The 15,384-nt window shown below is 62.5% G+C and carries 15 protein-coding genes; 13 read left to right on the top strand and 2 right to left on the bottom strand.

Going from position 1 to position 15,384, the window contains the following annotated elements; all coding sequences use genetic code 11:
* Positions 1-9: 9 nt before the first annotated feature.
* The 5 genes from tauB (at position 10) to AC07W7_RS04490 (ending at position 3,212) form a co-directional block, all read left to right on the top strand.
* The gene (tauB, locus tag AC07W7_RS04510) at positions 10-789 is read left to right on the top strand and encodes a taurine ABC transporter ATP-binding subunit (protein ID WP_495038833.1); all 780 of its coding nucleotides are present in this window, start codon (positions 10-12) and stop codon (positions 787-789) included.
* Entirely contained in the window at positions 786-1,613 is an 828-nt protein-coding gene (gene tauC, locus AC07W7_RS04505) for a taurine ABC transporter permease TauC (RefSeq protein WP_495038832.1), read from the top strand. Before tauB ends, tauC begins: the two co-directional genes overlap by 4 nt.
* Before the next feature lie 12 nt (positions 1,614-1,625).
* Positions 1,626-2,462: a taurine dioxygenase gene (gene tauD, locus AC07W7_RS04500; protein WP_169901053.1), complete on the top strand. Its 837-nt coding sequence runs from the start codon at positions 1,626-1,628 to the stop codon at positions 2,460-2,462.
* Positions 2,463-2,547: 85 nt separating this feature from the next.
* Positions 2,548-2,793 carry a FitA-like ribbon-helix-helix domain-containing protein gene (locus tag AC07W7_RS04495; protein WP_076962068.1) on the top strand — a complete coding sequence of 82 codons (246 nt, stop codon included), beginning with the start codon at positions 2,548-2,550 and terminating at the stop codon, positions 2,791-2,793.
* Positions 2,790-3,212 carry a type II toxin-antitoxin system VapC family toxin gene (locus AC07W7_RS04490; protein ID WP_076962067.1) on the top strand — a complete coding sequence of 141 codons (423 nt, stop codon included), beginning with the start codon at positions 2,790-2,792 and terminating at the stop codon, positions 3,210-3,212. The genes AC07W7_RS04495 and AC07W7_RS04490 overlap by 4 nt, the downstream gene beginning before the upstream one ends.
* A gap of 13 nt (positions 3,213-3,225) precedes the next feature.
* On the opposite strand, the gene betT is transcribed toward AC07W7_RS04490, so the two are convergent.
* A complete protein-coding gene (gene betT, locus AC07W7_RS04485; protein ID WP_169898714.1) occupies positions 3,226-5,187 on the bottom strand; it encodes a choline transporter BetT in 1,962 nt (653 codons plus the stop codon).
* 407 nt (positions 5,188-5,594) lie between these two features.
* Positions 5,595-6,521, bottom strand: coding sequence for a serine O-acetyltransferase EpsC (gene epsC, locus AC07W7_RS04480; protein WP_076962065.1), 927 nt, complete (start codon positions 6,519-6,521; stop codon positions 5,595-5,597).
* A gap of 167 nt (positions 6,522-6,688) precedes the next feature.
* On the opposite strand from epsC, the gene AC07W7_RS04475 reads away from it, so the two are divergent.
* The 8 genes from AC07W7_RS04475 (at position 6,689) to AC07W7_RS04440 (ending at position 15,307) form a co-directional block, all read left to right on the top strand.
* Complete coding sequence (locus AC07W7_RS04475) at positions 6,689-7,681, top strand: D-cysteine desulfhydrase (protein WP_495038831.1); 993 nt, start codon at positions 6,689-6,691, stop codon at positions 7,679-7,681.
* Between the two features lie 277 nt (positions 7,682-7,958).
* Positions 7,959-8,753, top strand: a complete 795-nt coding sequence (gene tcyJ, locus AC07W7_RS04470) for a cystine ABC transporter substrate-binding protein (protein ID WP_099169331.1) — start codon at positions 7,959-7,961, stop codon at positions 8,751-8,753.
* On the top strand, positions 8,753-9,418 hold the full coding sequence (tcyL, locus tag AC07W7_RS04465; protein WP_029299561.1) for a cystine ABC transporter permease: 666 nt from the start codon (positions 8,753-8,755) through the stop codon (positions 9,416-9,418). Before tcyJ ends, tcyL begins: the two co-directional genes overlap by 1 nt.
* Before the next feature lie 3 nt (positions 9,419-9,421).
* Positions 9,422-10,168: an L-cystine ABC transporter ATP-binding protein TcyN gene (gene tcyN, locus AC07W7_RS04460; RefSeq protein ID WP_076962062.1), complete on the top strand. Its 747-nt coding sequence runs from the start codon at positions 9,422-9,424 to the stop codon at positions 10,166-10,168.
* Positions 10,169-10,535: 367 nt separating this feature from the next.
* Positions 10,536-11,312 (top strand): hypothetical protein, encoded by a 777-nt coding sequence (locus AC07W7_RS04455; RefSeq protein ID WP_076962061.1) that lies wholly within the window; start codon positions 10,536-10,538, stop codon positions 11,310-11,312.
* Positions 11,313-11,496: 184 nt separating this feature from the next.
* Entirely contained in the window at positions 11,497-12,738 is a 1,242-nt protein-coding gene (locus tag AC07W7_RS04450; protein ID WP_495038830.1) for an SfnB family sulfur acquisition oxidoreductase, read from the top strand.
* Positions 12,739-12,761: 23 nt separating this feature from the next.
* Positions 12,762-13,955, top strand: a complete 1,194-nt coding sequence (locus tag AC07W7_RS04445; RefSeq protein WP_495038829.1) for an SfnB family sulfur acquisition oxidoreductase — start codon at positions 12,762-12,764, stop codon at positions 13,953-13,955.
* Entirely contained in the window at positions 13,955-15,307 is a 1,353-nt protein-coding gene (locus AC07W7_RS04440) for an LLM class flavin-dependent oxidoreductase (protein WP_495038828.1), read from the top strand. Before AC07W7_RS04445 ends, AC07W7_RS04440 begins: the two co-directional genes overlap by 1 nt.
* Positions 15,308-15,384: the final 77 nt, after the last annotated feature.

The raw sequence follows: 15,384 nt of genomic DNA, 5'->3' as shown, positions 1-15,384 counted from the left end.
TTCACCGCGATGGCCTTGCTACAGCTGGAGCGCATCAGCGCACAGTACCCAGGCGCAACCACGTCCGTGCTGGCGGATATTTCCTTGAACCTTGGGCCCCAGCAATTGCTGGTGGCCCTCGGCCCTTCCGGCAGTGGCAAGACTTCGCTGTTGAACCTGATTGCCGGCTTTGTCGAACCCAGCGCCGGGCGCATCACCCTCGATGGCGTGCCCGTCCAGGGCCCGAGTGCCGAGCGTGGCGTGGTGTTCCAGGACGATGCCTTGCTGCCCTGGCAAGACGTACTGGCCAATGTCAGCTTCGGCCTGGAACTGGCCGGCGTGCCCAAGGCCCAGCGGCACGTCCGCGCCCGGGAAATGCTCGCCCTGGTGGACCTGGCCGGCTTTGACAGCCGGCGCATCTGGCAGCTGTCTGGCGGGCAGAAACAACGCGTGGGCCTGGCCCGCGCCCTGGCGGCCGACCCACGGGTGTTGCTGATGGACGAACCCTTCGGCGCCCTCGATGCCTTCACCCGCGAACAGATGCAGGAGCTGCTGCTGCAAGTCTGGCGGCGCACGGCCAAGCCAGTGTTCCTGATCACCCATGACATCGAAGAAGCGGTCTTCCTCGCCACCGACCTGATGCTGCTGGCGCCCAACCCCGGGCACATCGTCGAGCGCCTGAGCCTGGATTTCGGCCAGCGTTACGCCGCTGGCGAGTCGGCCCGCGCGATCAAGTCCGACCCACGCTTTATCGAAACCCGCGAACACGTGCTGGGCAAAGTGTTCTCGCAACGGCAGGTGTCCGCATGAGCAGTTATGAAATCCCGGCCACAGCCATCAGCCCGGCCCCCCCAGCGCTGCGGCGCAGCCTGGGCACACGCTGGATCAGCCTGCTGACCCTGGTTGCGCTGCTCGTACTGTGGTGGGCCGTGACCGCCAGCGGGCTGATCGAGCCGCTGTTCCTGCCGCCGCCGTCTGCCGTACTGCAAAAAGGCTGGCGGCTGGCGACCAGCGGCTATATGGACGCCACCCTCTGGCAGCACCTGGGCGCCAGCCTTGGGCGTATCGGTCTGGGCTTGGGCTTTGCAGTGCTGACCGCCGTACCGGTCGGCATTGCCATCGGCGCCAACCGTCTTGCCCGGGGCATTCTCGACCCATTGATCGAGTTCTACCGGCCGATCCCGCCACTGGCTTACCTGCCCCTGATCGTGATCTGGTGCGGCATCGGCGAGTTGTCCAAGGTGTTGCTGATTTACCTGGCGATCTTCGCCCCGATAGCGATCGCCACGGCTACCGGGGTGCGCACGGTCGACCCGGCCAAATTGCGCGCAGCCCAGTCCCTGGGCGCCACGCGGGCGCAGTTGATCCGCCATGTGATCCTGCCCAGCGCCCTGCCCGATATCCTCACCGGCGTGCGCATCGGCCTGGGTGTCGGTTGGTCGACCCTGGTGGCCGCCGAACTGATCGCCGCCACCAGCGGCCTGGGGTTCATGGTGCAGTCGGCGGCGCAATTTCTGGTCACCGATGTGGTGATCCTGGGCATCCTGGTGATCGCGCTGATCGCCTTCGCCATGGAAATGGGCCTGCGCGCCCTGCAGCGTAAATTAGTGCCGTGGCATGGCCAGGCACACTAAGAAGAGAACACCATGAGCCGCCTGACCGTTACCCCCTTAAGCACCGCCCTGGGCGCCCAGATCAGTGGCGTCGATATCACCCAGGCGCTGAACCTCGAACAGCGCGACGCCATCGAGCAGGCGTTGCTCCAGCATTCGGTGCTGTTCTTTCGCGACCAGCCGATCACCCCGCAGCAGCAAGCGCGTTTCGCGGCGAATTTCGGTGACCTGCATATTCACCCGATCTACCCCAACGTGCCCGAGCAACCTGAAGTGCTGGTACTCGACACCGCCGTCACCGACGTGCGCGACAACGCCATCTGGCACACCGACGTGACCTTCCTGCCCACTCCAGCCATGGGCGCCGTGCTCAGCGCCAAGCTGCTGCCGGCCTTTGGCGGTGACACCTTGTGGGCCAGCGGCATTGCGGCCTTTGAGGCGTTATCGGAACCGATGAAGAGCTTTTTGACCGGCCTGACGGCGACCCACGACTTCACCCGCTCGTTCCCTGTGGAACGTTACGGCAACAGCGCCCAAGACCTGGCCCGCTGGGAAGAAGCCCGCAGAAAGAACCCGCCGCTGTCGCACCCGGTGATCCGCACGCACCCGGTCAGCGGGCGCAAATCGCTGTTTGTCAGTGACGGCTTCACCAGCAAGATCAACGAGCTGGAACCGGCCGAAAGCGAGGTCATCCTCAAACTGCTGTTCGCCCACGCCACGCGCCCGGAATTCACTCTCCGCTGGCGCTGGCAAGCCAACGACGTGGCCTTCTGGGACAACCGCGTGACCCAGCACTACGCCGTGGACGACTATCGGCCACAGCGGCGGGTGATGCATCGGGCGACGATTTTGGGTGATGTGCCGTTCTAAACAGCTGATGAACGGACTAACCCCAGCTTAACTGGAGGGGCTATGCTCTCAATGATTTCATTGATTGCATAAGGAGTTATGCCTAATGGCCAGCCTGACCATCCGTAATCTGGATGACTCCATCAAAGAACTACTACGCATTGAAGCTGCGCATAACGGCCACTCCATGGAAGAGGAGGCTCGACTGATCCTGCGCAAATCGCTGGTGAAAATCAGTAGCGGTCGTGGCCTGGGACGCCGAATCCAGGAGCGTTTCGCACCAGCGGGCGGAGTGGAGTTGGACCTACCAACGCGCGACGCATCGGTGAGGACGGTGGAGTTCGATAAATGATCGTGCTCGACACCAATGTATTGTCTGAATTGATGCGACCCGCACCGGCAGGCGCAGTTCTTCGCTGGATCGAACAACAGGCCGATGAAGACCTGTTTATCAGCGCCATTACCATGGCAGAAATCCTGCACGGTATTGCGCGTCTGCCCGAAGGAAAGCGCAAACAACACTTGACCGTTCAAGCACTGGAAATGTTTGAAGAGGACTTTGCCGACCACATACTGCCATTTGATGCGGATGCAGCGGCTGCATATGCGCAATTAGTGACCGCCAGAGAGCAGTCAGGCAAGCCTGTAGCCCTGGCCGATGCGCAGATCGCAGCTATTTGCCGCTCGCAGCAGGCCGGCCTTGCCACAAGAAACATCAAGGATTTCGCAGAGACAGGGGTTGAAATCATCAACCCCTGGGATGAGGGCTAGCAAGCCCTGCGCCTCAGCGCACCAGATGCAAGAACTGCAAATGCCGCTCGTACTGGTCAAGGATGTCGTTGATGATCTGCTCCTTGGTGTAGCCCACCAGGTCGTAGTCCTGGCTGCCCTCGCTCAAGTGCACTTCGGCGCGGTAGTAGCGACGGTTGTTCATCTCTTTGGAGCCCATGCCGCCTCGGGCAAAGGATGGCGTGAAGTAACCGCGCATCTGCACCTGGTAGACAAACGGATGCTCTTCGCCGTGGCCGATTTGCAGGCTGACGCTGTCGTTGGACGGGTCGGGCTGGGTGACCACGTTCAGGCCCTTCTCGACAAACACGGCGGTCACTTCTTCAATGGCCGGGCGTACCGTGGTTTCGAGGAAGCGGTAGACCTCGTCCCGCGAAGGGAAATGCACCGCCTGGCTCAAGCGCTGGCGCCAGCCGCCACGGCCCCTGCGGGATGCCGACACCGGGGCCAGGGAGTGCAGTTGGGCGATCTGCTTCTGGGATTCGAGGTAGAACGCCTTGTGCAGCCCCCACATCATCAACAACAGGATCAACGAGAACGGCAGCGAGGTCAGCACCACCGCCGACTTGAGCGAGTCGATGCTGCCGGCGAACAGCAAGGCGCTGGTCACCAGCGCGGTCATGGCGCCCCAGAACACCCGCAGCCACTTCGGCCCGTCTTCATCGGCATTGCCGCCCTTGGACGACAGGGTCGACAGCACCACGGTGCCGGAGTCGGCCGAGGTGACAAAGAACACAAAGCTGATAAATACCGTGACCGCGATCACGGTCTTGCTCCACGGGTAGGTTTCCAGCAGCAGGTACAGGCTCATCGACGGGTCGTCGATGGCCGACTGGCCCAGGGCGACCATGCCGTGGTTGAGCACCTGGTCAATCGCACTGTTGCCGAAGATCGACATCCACGCCAGGGTGAAGCCCAAGGGAATCAGCAGCACGCCGAAGACGAATTCGCGGATGGTGCGGCCACGGGAGATCCGGGCGATGAACAGGCCCACGAACGGCGACCATGCGATCCACCAGGCCCAGTAGAACACCGTCCAACCGCCGAGCCAGTCGCTGGGCTTATCGTAGGCGTACACATCAAAACTCTTGCTCGGCAACGCGCCGAGGTAGTCACCGATGTTCTGGATCAGGGTGTTGAGCAAATGCTGGGTGGGCCCGGCGAACAATACAAACAGCAGCAGCGCACAGGCCAGCAGCATGTTGATGTCGGACATGACCCGCACGCCCTTGTCGACGCCGGCCACCGCGACCAGGATCGCCGCGCCCATCATCAGGGTGATCAGGCCGACCTGGATCCATTGGGTGTGGGCGATGCCGAACAGGTAGTCCAGGCCCGAGTTGAGGTGCAGCACCCCAAAGCCCATGTCGGCCCCCAGGCCGAACACCGTGGCGATGATGCCAAAGCCATCCACCGCATAGCCGATGGGGCCGTTGATACGCTTGCCGATCAACGGGTACAGCGCCGAGCGCAAGGCCAGCGGCAGGTTATGCCGGTAGGCGAAGTACGCCAGGGCCATGCCGACAAACGCAAACACCCCCCAGCCATGCAGGCCCCAGTGCAGGAACAGCACCTGCATGGCCTGGCGCGCCGCGTCGGCGTTCAAGGCCTCGCCCTGGGGCGGTTGCACCAGGTGGGTCAAGGGTTCCGAGACGCAGAAGAAAAACAGCGTGATGCTGATCCCGGCGGCAAACAGCATGCCGGCCCAGGACAGATAACTGAATTCGGGCTCGTCGTGGTCGGCACCGAGTTTGATCTTGCCGTAGCCAGACAACGCGGTGACCACCACGAAGACCAGATACAGGGTCATCGCCAGCATGTAGTACCAGCCGACCGTATTGGCCGCCCAGTTTTGCGCGGCCAGCAACCAGGCGCCGGCCTGTTCAGGGACCGCAATGACGGTGAGGCCAAACAGCAGGATAAAACTGGCGGCGAAGTAAAACACCGGCGCATTCATGCGCACCAGGCCGCTTGAAGGGGTAGATGATGCACTCATGAACGGTGCACCTCGAAGGTGTTGGATATGGCTGTGTAAAACGGACTCAGCAAAGGTAAGCCTCCTGTTGTGAGCGGGCAGCGAACCACCGGTTTAACTTGAACGAACGTTCAAGTTAAACATGGATAGGCGGTCTGGGACTAATCGCAGGGCTGAGTGGTAGGTAATTCCTACACTAGCTCAAGGAAGGGTATGACGGGCGGGAAAGGCAAAACGTTCAGCGATTGCGGGTTGAATCTGGAATACAGGCAAAATGTGGGAGCGGGCTTGCCCGCGATGGCGGTGGGTCAGCCAAATATCTCTAACCTGGCACTCCGCTATCGCGGGCAAGCCCGCTCCCACACAAGCCCGCACACATTAGATCGTCGCTATTTCTGCGTCCCATCATCATGCTGCAAATTCGCCTGCGTGATATTCGCCCCCGCCGGCACGCTGCGCGTCAGCCACACGTTGCCGCCAATGGTCGAGCCCTTACCGATGGTGATCCGCCCCAGGATCGTCGCCCCGGCGTAAATCACCACATCGTCCTCGACAATCGGGTGGCGTGGATGGCCCTTTTGCAACTGCCCATCTTCATCCGCCGGAAAACGCTTGGCGCCCAGGGTCACCGCCTGGTAGATGCGTACCCGCTCGCCAATGATCGCCGTTTCGCCAATCACCACACCCGTGCCGTGGTCGATAAAGAAGCTCGGGCCGATCTGCGCGCCTGGGTGAATGTCGATACCGGTGGCCGAATGGGCGATTTCCGCGCTGATCCGCGCGAGCAGAGGCAGCCCGGCGCGATACAAATGGTGGGCCAGGCGATGGTGGATCACCGCAAGGATCCCCGGATAGCACAGCAGCACCTCATCCACACTGCGTGCGGCCGGATCGCCGTGATAGGCCGCCAGCACATCGGTGTCCAACAGGCTGCGCAGCGCCGGCAAGGCCAGGGCAAAGTCCTGGATCAGGCGAATGGCCAATGCATTGACTTCATTGTCGGCCCGGCCGCCCTGGCGTGCGGCATAGCGCAACTCCAGGCGGGCCTGGGCGAGCAGGGCGTTGAGCGCCACATCCAGGGTATGGCCGACGTAGAAGTCCTCACTTTCCTCGCGCAGATCCACCGGCCCCAGGCGCATGGGGAACAGCGCGCCGCACAGCGCTTCAAGAATCTGCGCCATCGCATCACGCGAAGGTAGCTCGCGCCCGCCCTGCTCGCCGCTGACCCGGCCGTTGCGGGTACGCCACTGATCCCGGGCGCCACGCAACTGGCTGACGATGGTCTGTAATTGCCAATGACTGGAACGATCACTCACGGTATTCCCTCCTGAGGTAATGGCCATCACTTTACGGTATGCAACCGGGCGGCCCTTAAGAACCAATGGTGCGATGCTAATAACACTTTGGCATAAGCATCTGGCGGTTGCCCCGGCAAAAAGCCCTGCCTATAGTCCTTCCCATCTCTTATTACCTGTGCGTAACCATGATCAAACAACAGCTCGAGCGTTTTAATCGTCTGGACCTGCTAGGTGGCGCCACCGCCCTGGAAAAACTCGAACGACTATCGACCTGGCTGGGCCGTGATATCTACATCAAGCGCGACGACACCACGCCGCTGGCCATGGGCGGCAACAAACTGCGCAAACTCGAATACCTCGCCGCCGATGCCCTGGCCCAGGGCGCCGACACGCTGATCACCGCCGGTGCGATCCAGTCCAACCATGTGCGCCAGACCGCAGCCCTGGCGGCCAGGCTGGGCCTGGGATGTGTCGCCCTGCTGGAAAACCCCACAGGGACCAACGACCCCAACTACCTGGGCAATGGCAATCGCCTGCTGGTGGAGCTGTTCGACGCCAAGGTCGAACAGGTCGAAAACCTGGATAACGCCGACGAGCAACTCCACGCCCTGGCCGAACGCCTGCGCAACAACGGCAAAAAGCCGTACCTGGTGCCTATTGGCGGTTCCAACGCCCTCGGCGCCCTGGGTTACGTGCGCGCCGGCCTGGAATTGGCCGGGCAGATCGAAGACAGCGGCCTGCAGTTCGCGGCGGTGGTCCTGGCCTCCGGCAGCGCCGGCACCCACAGCGGCCTGGCCCTGGCGTTGAGCGAAGTGCTGCCGGACTTGCCGGTGATTGGCGTCACCGTGTCACGCACCGACGAAGCGCAACGGCCCAAGGTCCAAGGCCTGGCCGAGCGTACCGCACAGCTGCTGGGGGTGGCGCTACCCGACGCGTTCAAGGTGGTGTTGTGGGACGAATACTTCGCCCCGCGCTATGGCGAACCCAACGCCGGCACCCTGGCGGCAATCAAGCTGCTGGCGAGCCAGGAAGGCCTGTTGCTGGACCCGGTCTACACCGGCAAGGCCATGGCCGGCTTGCTCGATGGTATCGGGCGTGGGGCGTTCGAGGACGGCCCGATCATCTTCCTGCACACCGGCGGGGCGCCGGCGTTGTTTGCCTATGACTCAGCATTCTGACTGAAGGCATGCGGATTAAATGTGGGAGCGGGCTTGCCCGCGATTGCGGTGGTTCTGTGATGAATCGGGCGCCTGACACACGGCTATCGCGGGCAAGCCCACTCCCCTATTGAATCTCTACTTAATATTCAAAAATGGAATATAAAAATTAATTTATATTATTTTTAACGCTTTAAAACTCGCCCTATAGTCGCGCTCCCACACACCGCGTTTTTAGGGCAGGATACGACCACTGCGTCACCTGCTTCGCACACCATAAAAAACACAGGGGCTTGTCATGACTATTTCTGTACTGCGTCGTACGTTGCTGGTTGGCACATTGGGCCTGGCCCTTGGCGCCGGGTTGCTGGGCCAGGCAGTTGCCGGCGAGCAACTGGGCAATATCAAGAAGGCCGGCGAGATCAAGATCGGCCTGGAAGGCACCTACCCACCGTTCAGCTTCGTCGATGAAAGCGGCAAGCTCAGCGGCTTTGAAGTCGAGCTGGCCGAAGCCCTGGCCAAGGAGCTGGGGGTCAAGGTCAAGCTGCAGGCCACCCCGTGGGACGGCATCCTCGCCGCCCTGGAGTCCAAGCGCCTCGACGCGGTGGTCAACCAGGTGACGATCTCCGAAGAGCGCCAGAAAAAATACGACTTCTCCAAGCCCTACACCGTCTCCGGGATCCAGGCGCTGACCCTGGCGAAAAACGTCGACACCATCAAGACCGCCGACGACCTGGCCGGCAAGAAAGTCGGGGTGGGCCTGGGCACCAACTACGAGCAATGGCTCAAGGACAACCAACCCAAAGCCATTATCAAGACCTATAACGACGACCCCACCAAATTCCAGGACCTGCGCATCGGCCGCATCGACGCGATTCTGATCGACCGCCTGGCCGCCCTGGAATACGCGAAAAAAGCCAAGGACACCGCCGCTGCCGGTGCAGCCTTCTCACGCCAGGAAGCCGGGATTGCCCTGCGCAAAGGCGAGCCTGAGCTGCTTGAGGCGGTGAACCAGGCTCTGGACAAACTGCGCGCCGACGGCACCTTGAAGAAGCTGTCCGAGAAATACTTCAACGCTGACGTCACTCAATAATGGAAGCAGGTTTCCAACTCGCGCTCGACTCCGCGCCCTTTCTGCTCAAGGGCGCGTACTACACGGTGATCCTCAGCCTCGGCGGGATGTTTTTCGGCTTGCTGCTGGGCTTTGGCCTGGCCTTGATGCGCCTGTCGCGCTTCAAGCTTTTGAGCTGGACGGCCCGGGTCTATGTCTCGTTCTTTCGTGGCACGCCGTTGCTGGTGCAGCTGTTTTTGATCTACTACGGCTTGCCGCAGGTAGGCATCGAGCTGGATCCGATCCCGGCGGCGATGATCGGCTTCTCGCTGAACATGGCCGCCTATGCCTGTGAAATCCTGCGTGCGGCCATCGGCTCCATCGAGCGCGGCCAGTGGGAAGCGGCCGCCAGTATCGGCATGACCCGCGCGCAGACCCTGCGTCGGGCCATCCTGCCGCAGGCCATGCGCACGGCCCTGCCGCCGTTGGGCAATAGCTTTATTTCCCTGGTAAAAGACACGGCGCTGGCCGCCACCATCCAGGTGCCCGAACTGTTCCGCCAGGCCCAACTGGTGTCGGCGCGCACCTTTGAAATTTTCACCATGTACCTGTCTGCGGCCCTGATCTACTGGGTCCTGGCGAGCATCCTGGCGCATTTTCAAAATCGCCTGGAAGACCGGGTCAACCGGCATGACCTGGAGTCTTGAAGCATGATCGTGGTTGAAAAACTGACCAAACAATTCAAGGGCCAGGTGGTACTCAACGGGATCGACCTGGAGGTCAAGGAAGGCGAAGTCGTCGCCATCATCGGCCCCAGCGGTTCCGGCAAGACCACCTTCCTGCGCTGCCTGAACTTCCTCGAAGAGCCCACCAGTGGCCGGATCAAGGTCGGTGAGATCGAGATCGACGGCAGCCGTCCGCTCAACCAGCAACAGGGCCTGGTGCGGCGCCTGCGCCAGCATGTGGGCTTTGTGTTCCAGAACTTCAACCTGTTCCCCCATCGCACCGCGCTGGAAAACGTCATCGAAGGCCCACTGGTGGTCAAAAAGATGCCGCACGACGCCGCCGACCGCCTCGGCCGTGCCCTGCTGGCCAAGGTCGGCCTGGCAGGCAAGGAAGACGCCTACCCCCGGCGCCTGTCCGGTGGCCAGCAGCAACGGGTGGCCATTGCCCGGGCCTTGGCGATGGAGCCGGAAGTGATCCTGTTCGATGAGCCGACCTCGGCCCTCGACCCGGAGCTGGTGGGCGAAGTACTGGCAACCATCCGCAGCCTGGCCGAAGAAAACCGCACCATGGTCATCGTCACCCACGAAATGAGCTTTGCCCGGGATGTGGCCAACCGGGTGATCTTTTTCGACAAGGGCGTGATCGTCGAGCAAGGCGAAGCCAAGGCGTTGTTTGCCAACCCCAGGGAAGAACGCACCCGGCAGTTCCTCAGCAAATTCCTCACCCACTAAAACAACCCTGACCTACTGTAGGAGCGAGCTTGCTCGCGAAAAACGTCAACGATAACGCGCAGAATCAGATTAACCGTGTCGTCTGGGCGTTCTTCGCGAGCAAGCTCGCTCCTACAGGGATCGGCGCGACTCACCTCGAAAAACACACTACCCAAACCCGCCTTTAACCCCCCTTCCAGTCAGACCCTTCTGAATAATCCCAAACCCGCCGTTTAGCCTTTTGCCGCCATTGACGCCCCCTGGCCAACCCTCTTATCTAAGGCCCAGAGGATTGGATCCTATCCTGGCTTTTCAAGAAATCGTTCCTTTTTGAACCCCACGCCGAGGTTCGGAACGATCGCTGCTGGCTGCATCAAGGAGATTATTTATGACGCACATTACCCCCCTGGCCATGCTCGCCGCGCCGACAGTGCCCCAGGCCCTCAAACAAGGAATCAATGCGCAGGCCGCCACCCATCTACAGGTCGAGATCGCCCCCTACCCAGACATGGGCAAGGGCGACTTGATCGAGCTGTTCTGGAACAACTGCTTTGCCGCCTCCAAGCGCGTGAGCGCCGCCGATATCGGCCAGCCCAGCAGCCTGCGGGTGCCAGAAAGCTTTGTGCAGAATGGCGCCGCACGCATTCATTACCGGGTCATGCAAGTGGGGCGCGGCCCGGCGCGCTCCATGATTACCCGGGTGCAGGTCAAGACCGCCTGCCCGGGCGGCCAGCCATCGGTGCTGTGTGGCGAAGAAAACCAGAACCTGGCCCCCGTCGGCCTGCCTGAAACCATCCGCCGCCATGGCGTCAACCCCAGCCAGATCCGCCGGGGCGTGCCGTTGACCATCGAGCCTTACCTGAACATGGCCACGGGTGATGCAATCACCCTGCGCTGGGGCGATGCGCGCCTGGACCTGCCCCCCATCCAGGCCACCGAGGTGGGACGCCCCGTGCAAGTCTGGGTGCCGTCGACGCTGATCCTCGAAGCGGGGGACGACGCGCGCCAGGAGGTCACCTACTGCGTGATCGACCGCGTGGGCAACAACTCGCGCTGGGCGCCCGGACGTATCGTGAGCATCGCCCAGGCCAAAGCCCCAGGCGCGGCCGACGCCTTGTCGGTGTACCAGCCACGCCGCCCTGGCTCGCCCTGCGAGCCGGGGTGACAGGCCTTCTATGCATATTCCTAAAAGTTAGTTTATTTAAAAAATAAACACGCTTAGGGTATATGCACCGGACCACCGGACATTCCTGATTTTTAAGCTTTCCACGGATGTGAGGTAGGTATGGTCAACATTACCCCGGTGTACAACGCCAGGGCATTACGCGTCGCCACGCAGGGGCGCACCGATGTCTAACTTGGCGCAATCGCCCCTCCAGAGCGATCTGGATATCGCCCCGCTGCTGTTGCCCACCCAGGTGCTGCGCAACGACAGCCAAGCCCTCGCCGCCGCCCACGCGCTTGCCCAGGCCGCCCGCCTGCAAGCCGGGCTGCGTGACCGCCAGCGCAAATTGCCCTGGGCCGAAGTCGAACAGTTCACCCGCAGCGGCCTGGGTAGCATTTGCATCCCCCGTGAGTACGGTGGCCCGCAGGTGTCGTTCGTGACCCTGGCCGAAGTGTTCGCGATTATCAGCGCTGCCGACCCCGCCCTGGGGCAGATCCCGCAGAACCACTTCGGCATCCTGCATGCACTGCAAGGCGCCGCCAGCGAGGCACAGAAAAAACAGCTGTTCCAAAGCATCCTGGATGGCTGGCGCATCGGCAATGGCGGCCCGGAGCGTGGCACCAAAAACACCCTGGACCTGAAGGCCCGGATCAGCGCCAAGGGTGACGGCTTTGTCATCAACGGCCAGAAGTTCTACTCCACCGGCGCGCTGTTTGCCCATTGGGTCGCGGTCAAGGCCCTGGACGACGAAGGCCGCCAGGTCATGGCGTTTGTGCGCCGTGGCACGCCGGGATTGCGCATCGTCGATGACTGGTCGGGCTTTGGCCAACGCACCACCGCCAGCGGCACCGTGCTGCTGAACAACGTGCCGGTGGACGCCGAGCTGGTGGTGCCCACCTGGCGCCTGGGGCAAACCCCGGGCATCCAGGGCGCGGTCTCGCAATTGATCCAGGCGGCCATCGACGCCGGCATCGCCCGTGGCGCCCTCGACGACACCATCAGCTTTGTCCGTGAACGCTCGCGGCCGTGGATCGATGCCAAGGTCGAGCGGGCCAGCGACGACCTCTATGTGATCGCCGACATCGGCAAGCTGAAAATCGAACTGCATGCCGCCGAAGCCCTGCTGCGCAAGGCTGGCCAAGTGCTGGACCAGGTCAGCGCCGCGCCCATCACCGAACACTCCGCCGCCCGGGCCTCGATCGCCGTGGCGCAAGCCAAGGTGCTGACCACCGAAGTCTCGCTGCTGGTCAGCGAGAAGCTGTTCGAGCTGGCCGGCAGCCGCGCCACCCTCGCCGAATTCAACCTCGACCGCCACTGGCGCAATGCCCGGGTGCACACCCTGCACGACCCGGTGCGCTGGAAATATCACGCGGTGGGCGCCTGGCACCTCAATGGAACCTTGCCGGCCCGGCATTCCTGGATCTGACGACCAGACCTCTGGAGAAAAACATGACGCTTTCCCATCCCGTCGCGGTCATCACCAGCGACGAGCAAGCCCTGATTGTCGCCAGTGACCTGGCCGAAGACTTTCGCCGCGACAGCGCCCTGCGCGACCGCGAACGCCGCCTGCCGCTCGCCGAGCTGGAAGCCTTTTCCCGCTCCGGCCTGTGGGGCATCAGCGTGCCCAAGGCCTACGGCGGCGCTGGCGTATCCAACGTCACCCTGGCCAAGGTCATCGCCCTGATCGCCCAGGCCGATGCCTCCCTGGGGCAGATCCCGCAGAACCATTTCTATGCCCTGCAAGTGCTGCGCGTCAATGGCAGCCCGGCGCAGCAACAACGTCTGTACGCCGAGGTGCTGGCCGGCCAGCGCTTTGGCAATGCCCTGGCGGAACTGGGCACCAAGACCGCCCATGACCGGGTGACAAAACTTGTGCGCGATGGTGACGGATTTCGCATCAGCGGCCGCAAGTTCTACGCCACCGGCGCGATCTACGCCCAGCGCATTCCCACCTCGGTGGTGGATGAACACGGTGTACAGCAACTGGCCTTTGTCCCGCGTGACAGCCAGGGCCTGACGGTGATCGACGACTGGAGCGGCTTTGGCCAGCGCACCACCGGCAGCGGCTCGGTGGTGTTCGACCATGTGTGGGTCGGTGCCGAAGACGTGATCCCGTTCCAGAGCGCCTTCGAGCGCCCGACCACCGTGGGCCCGCTGGCGCAGATCCTGCACGCGGCCATCGACACCGGCATCGCCCGCGCCGCCTTTGAAGATGCCCTGCATTTTGTGCGCACCAAGACCCGGCCGTGGATCGACTCGGGCAATGACAAGGCCAGCGAAGACCCGCTGACCCTGAAAAGCTTCGGCCACCTGAGCATCCGCCTGCATGCCAGCGAAGCCCTGCTGGAGCGCGCCGGCGAATACCTCGACCGCGCCCAGGCCGACAGCACCGCACACACCGTCGCCGCGGCGTCGATTGCCGTGGCCGAAGTACGCGCCCTGAGCACCGAGATTTCCCTGGCCGCCGGCAGCACCCTGTTTGAACTGGCCGGCAGCCAGGCGACCCTCGCCGAACATGGCCTGGACCGCCACTGGCGCAACGCCCGGGTACACACCCTGCACGACCCGGTGCGCTGGAAGTACCACGCGGTAGGCAACTACTACCTCAACGATGAAAACCCGCCGCTGCGGGGGACCATTTGATGGCGAAGAAAAAGATCCTGCTCAATGCCTTCAACATGAACTGCATCGGGCATATCAACCATGGCCTGTGGACCCATCCACGGGATACCTCGACCCAGTACAAGACCGTCGAATACTGGACCGAGCTGGCGCAACTGCTGGAGCGCGGGCTGTTCGACGGCTTGTTTATCGCCGATATCGTTGGCGTGTACGACGTCTATCAAGGCTCGGTCGAGGTGCCGCTCAAGGAGTCGATCCAACTGCCGGTCAACGACCCGCTGCTGCTGGTCTCGGCCATGGCCGCCGTAACGAAAAACCTCGGCTTCGGCCTGACCGCCAACCTCACCTACGAGCCGCCGTATCTGTTCGCCCGGCGCATGTCCACCCTCGATCACCTGAGCCGTGGCCGGGTGGGCTGGAACATCGTCACCGGCTATCTGGACAGCGCCGCCAAGGCCATGGGCCTCACCGAGCAGGTCGAACATGACCGGCGCTACGACCAGGCCGACGAGTACCTGCAGGTGCTGTACAAACTGTGGGAAGGCAGCTGGGAAGACGACGCGGTGCTCAACGACCCGCAACAGCGGATCTATGCCCAGCCGGGCAAGGTGCACAAGGTCGAGCACCATGGCGAGTTCTACCAGGTGGAGGGTTATCACCTGTGCGAGCCCTCGCCGCAGCGCACGCCGGTGTTGTTCCAGGCCGGCAGTTCCGAGCGCGGCCTGCTGTTCGCCGGGCGCCATGCCGAGTGCGTGTTTATCAGCGGGCAGAACAAAGCCGCGACCAGGGTGCAAGTGCACAAGGTGCGCGCCAGCGCGGTCGAGGCCGGGCGCAACCCGGACGATATCAAGGTGTTCATGGGCCTCAACGTGATTGTCGGCGCCACCGAGGCACTGGCCTGGGCCAAGCATGCCGAGTACCTGAGCTATGCCAGTGCCGAGGCCGGCGTGGCACATTTCAGCGCCTCCACCGCCCTCGACTTCTCGCAATACGAGCTGGATGAACCCATCCAGTACGTGAAGAGCAACGCCATCCAGTCGGCCACCAAAGCCTTGCAGAACAACGACTGGACCCGGCGCAAGTTGTTGGAGCTGCACGCGTTGGGCGGGCGCTATATCACCCTGGTGGGCTCACCCGCGCAGGTGGCCGATGAGCTGGAATCCTGGATCAGCGAGACCGGGCTGGATGGCTTCAACCTGACGCGCATTGTTACGCCGGAGAGCTATGTGGACTTCATCGAGTTGGTGATTCCTGAGTTGCAAAAACGGGGGTCGTACAAGACCGCTTATGAGGCCGGAACCTTGCGAGAAAAGGTCTTCCACCGCGAAGCGCATTTACCCGAACAACACACCGGTTCCACCTACCGCCACTGAACCAAAAATGTGGGAGCTGGCTTGCCTGCGATAGCGGTGTGTCAGTTGATGCAGTTGCCACTGACACACCGCTATCG

The sequence above is a fragment of the Pseudomonas sp. GW821-FHT01D09 genome, assembly GCF_059422465.1.
Note: the sequence above shows the minus strand (reverse complement) of the source record. Positions and strands in the feature narration are given on the sequence as shown.

What these genes read in the sequence shown, in the direction of transcription:
- tcyJ (WP_099169331.1), top strand. Translation starts at nt 7,959, where the DNA reads ATGACTATTTCTGTACTGCGTCGTACGTTGCTGGTTGGCACATTGGGC.
- tauD (WP_169901053.1), top strand. Translation starts at nt 1,626, where the DNA reads ATGAGCCGCCTGACCGTTACCCCCTTAAGCACCGCCCTGGGCGCCCAG.
- AC07W7_RS04450 (WP_495038830.1), top strand. Translation starts at nt 11,497, where the DNA reads ATGTCTAACTTGGCGCAATCGCCCCTCCAGAGCGATCTGGATATCGCC.
- AC07W7_RS04440 (WP_495038828.1), top strand. Translation starts at nt 13,955, where the DNA reads ATGGCGAAGAAAAAGATCCTGCTCAATGCCTTCAACATGAACTGCATC.
- AC07W7_RS04490 (WP_076962067.1), top strand. Translation starts at nt 2,790, where the DNA reads ATGATCGTGCTCGACACCAATGTATTGTCTGAATTGATGCGACCCGCA.
- AC07W7_RS04455 (WP_076962061.1), top strand. Translation starts at nt 10,536, where the DNA reads ATGACGCACATTACCCCCCTGGCCATGCTCGCCGCGCCGACAGTGCCC.
- tauC (WP_495038832.1), top strand. Translation starts at nt 786, where the DNA reads ATGAGCAGTTATGAAATCCCGGCCACAGCCATCAGCCCGGCCCCCCCA.
- betT (WP_169898714.1), bottom strand. Translation starts at nt 5,187, where the DNA reads ATGAATGCGCCGGTGTTTTACTTCGCCGCCAGTTTTATCCTGCTGTTT.
- AC07W7_RS04445 (WP_495038829.1), top strand. Translation starts at nt 12,762, where the DNA reads ATGACGCTTTCCCATCCCGTCGCGGTCATCACCAGCGACGAGCAAGCC.
- tcyL (WP_029299561.1), top strand. Translation starts at nt 8,753, where the DNA reads ATGGAAGCAGGTTTCCAACTCGCGCTCGACTCCGCGCCCTTTCTGCTC.
- tcyN (WP_076962062.1), top strand. Translation starts at nt 9,422, where the DNA reads ATGATCGTGGTTGAAAAACTGACCAAACAATTCAAGGGCCAGGTGGTA.
- AC07W7_RS04475 (WP_495038831.1), top strand. Translation starts at nt 6,689, where the DNA reads ATGATCAAACAACAGCTCGAGCGTTTTAATCGTCTGGACCTGCTAGGT.
- tauB (WP_495038833.1), top strand. Translation starts at nt 10, where the DNA reads ATGGCCTTGCTACAGCTGGAGCGCATCAGCGCACAGTACCCAGGCGCA.
- AC07W7_RS04495 (WP_076962068.1), top strand. Translation starts at nt 2,548, where the DNA reads ATGGCCAGCCTGACCATCCGTAATCTGGATGACTCCATCAAAGAACTA.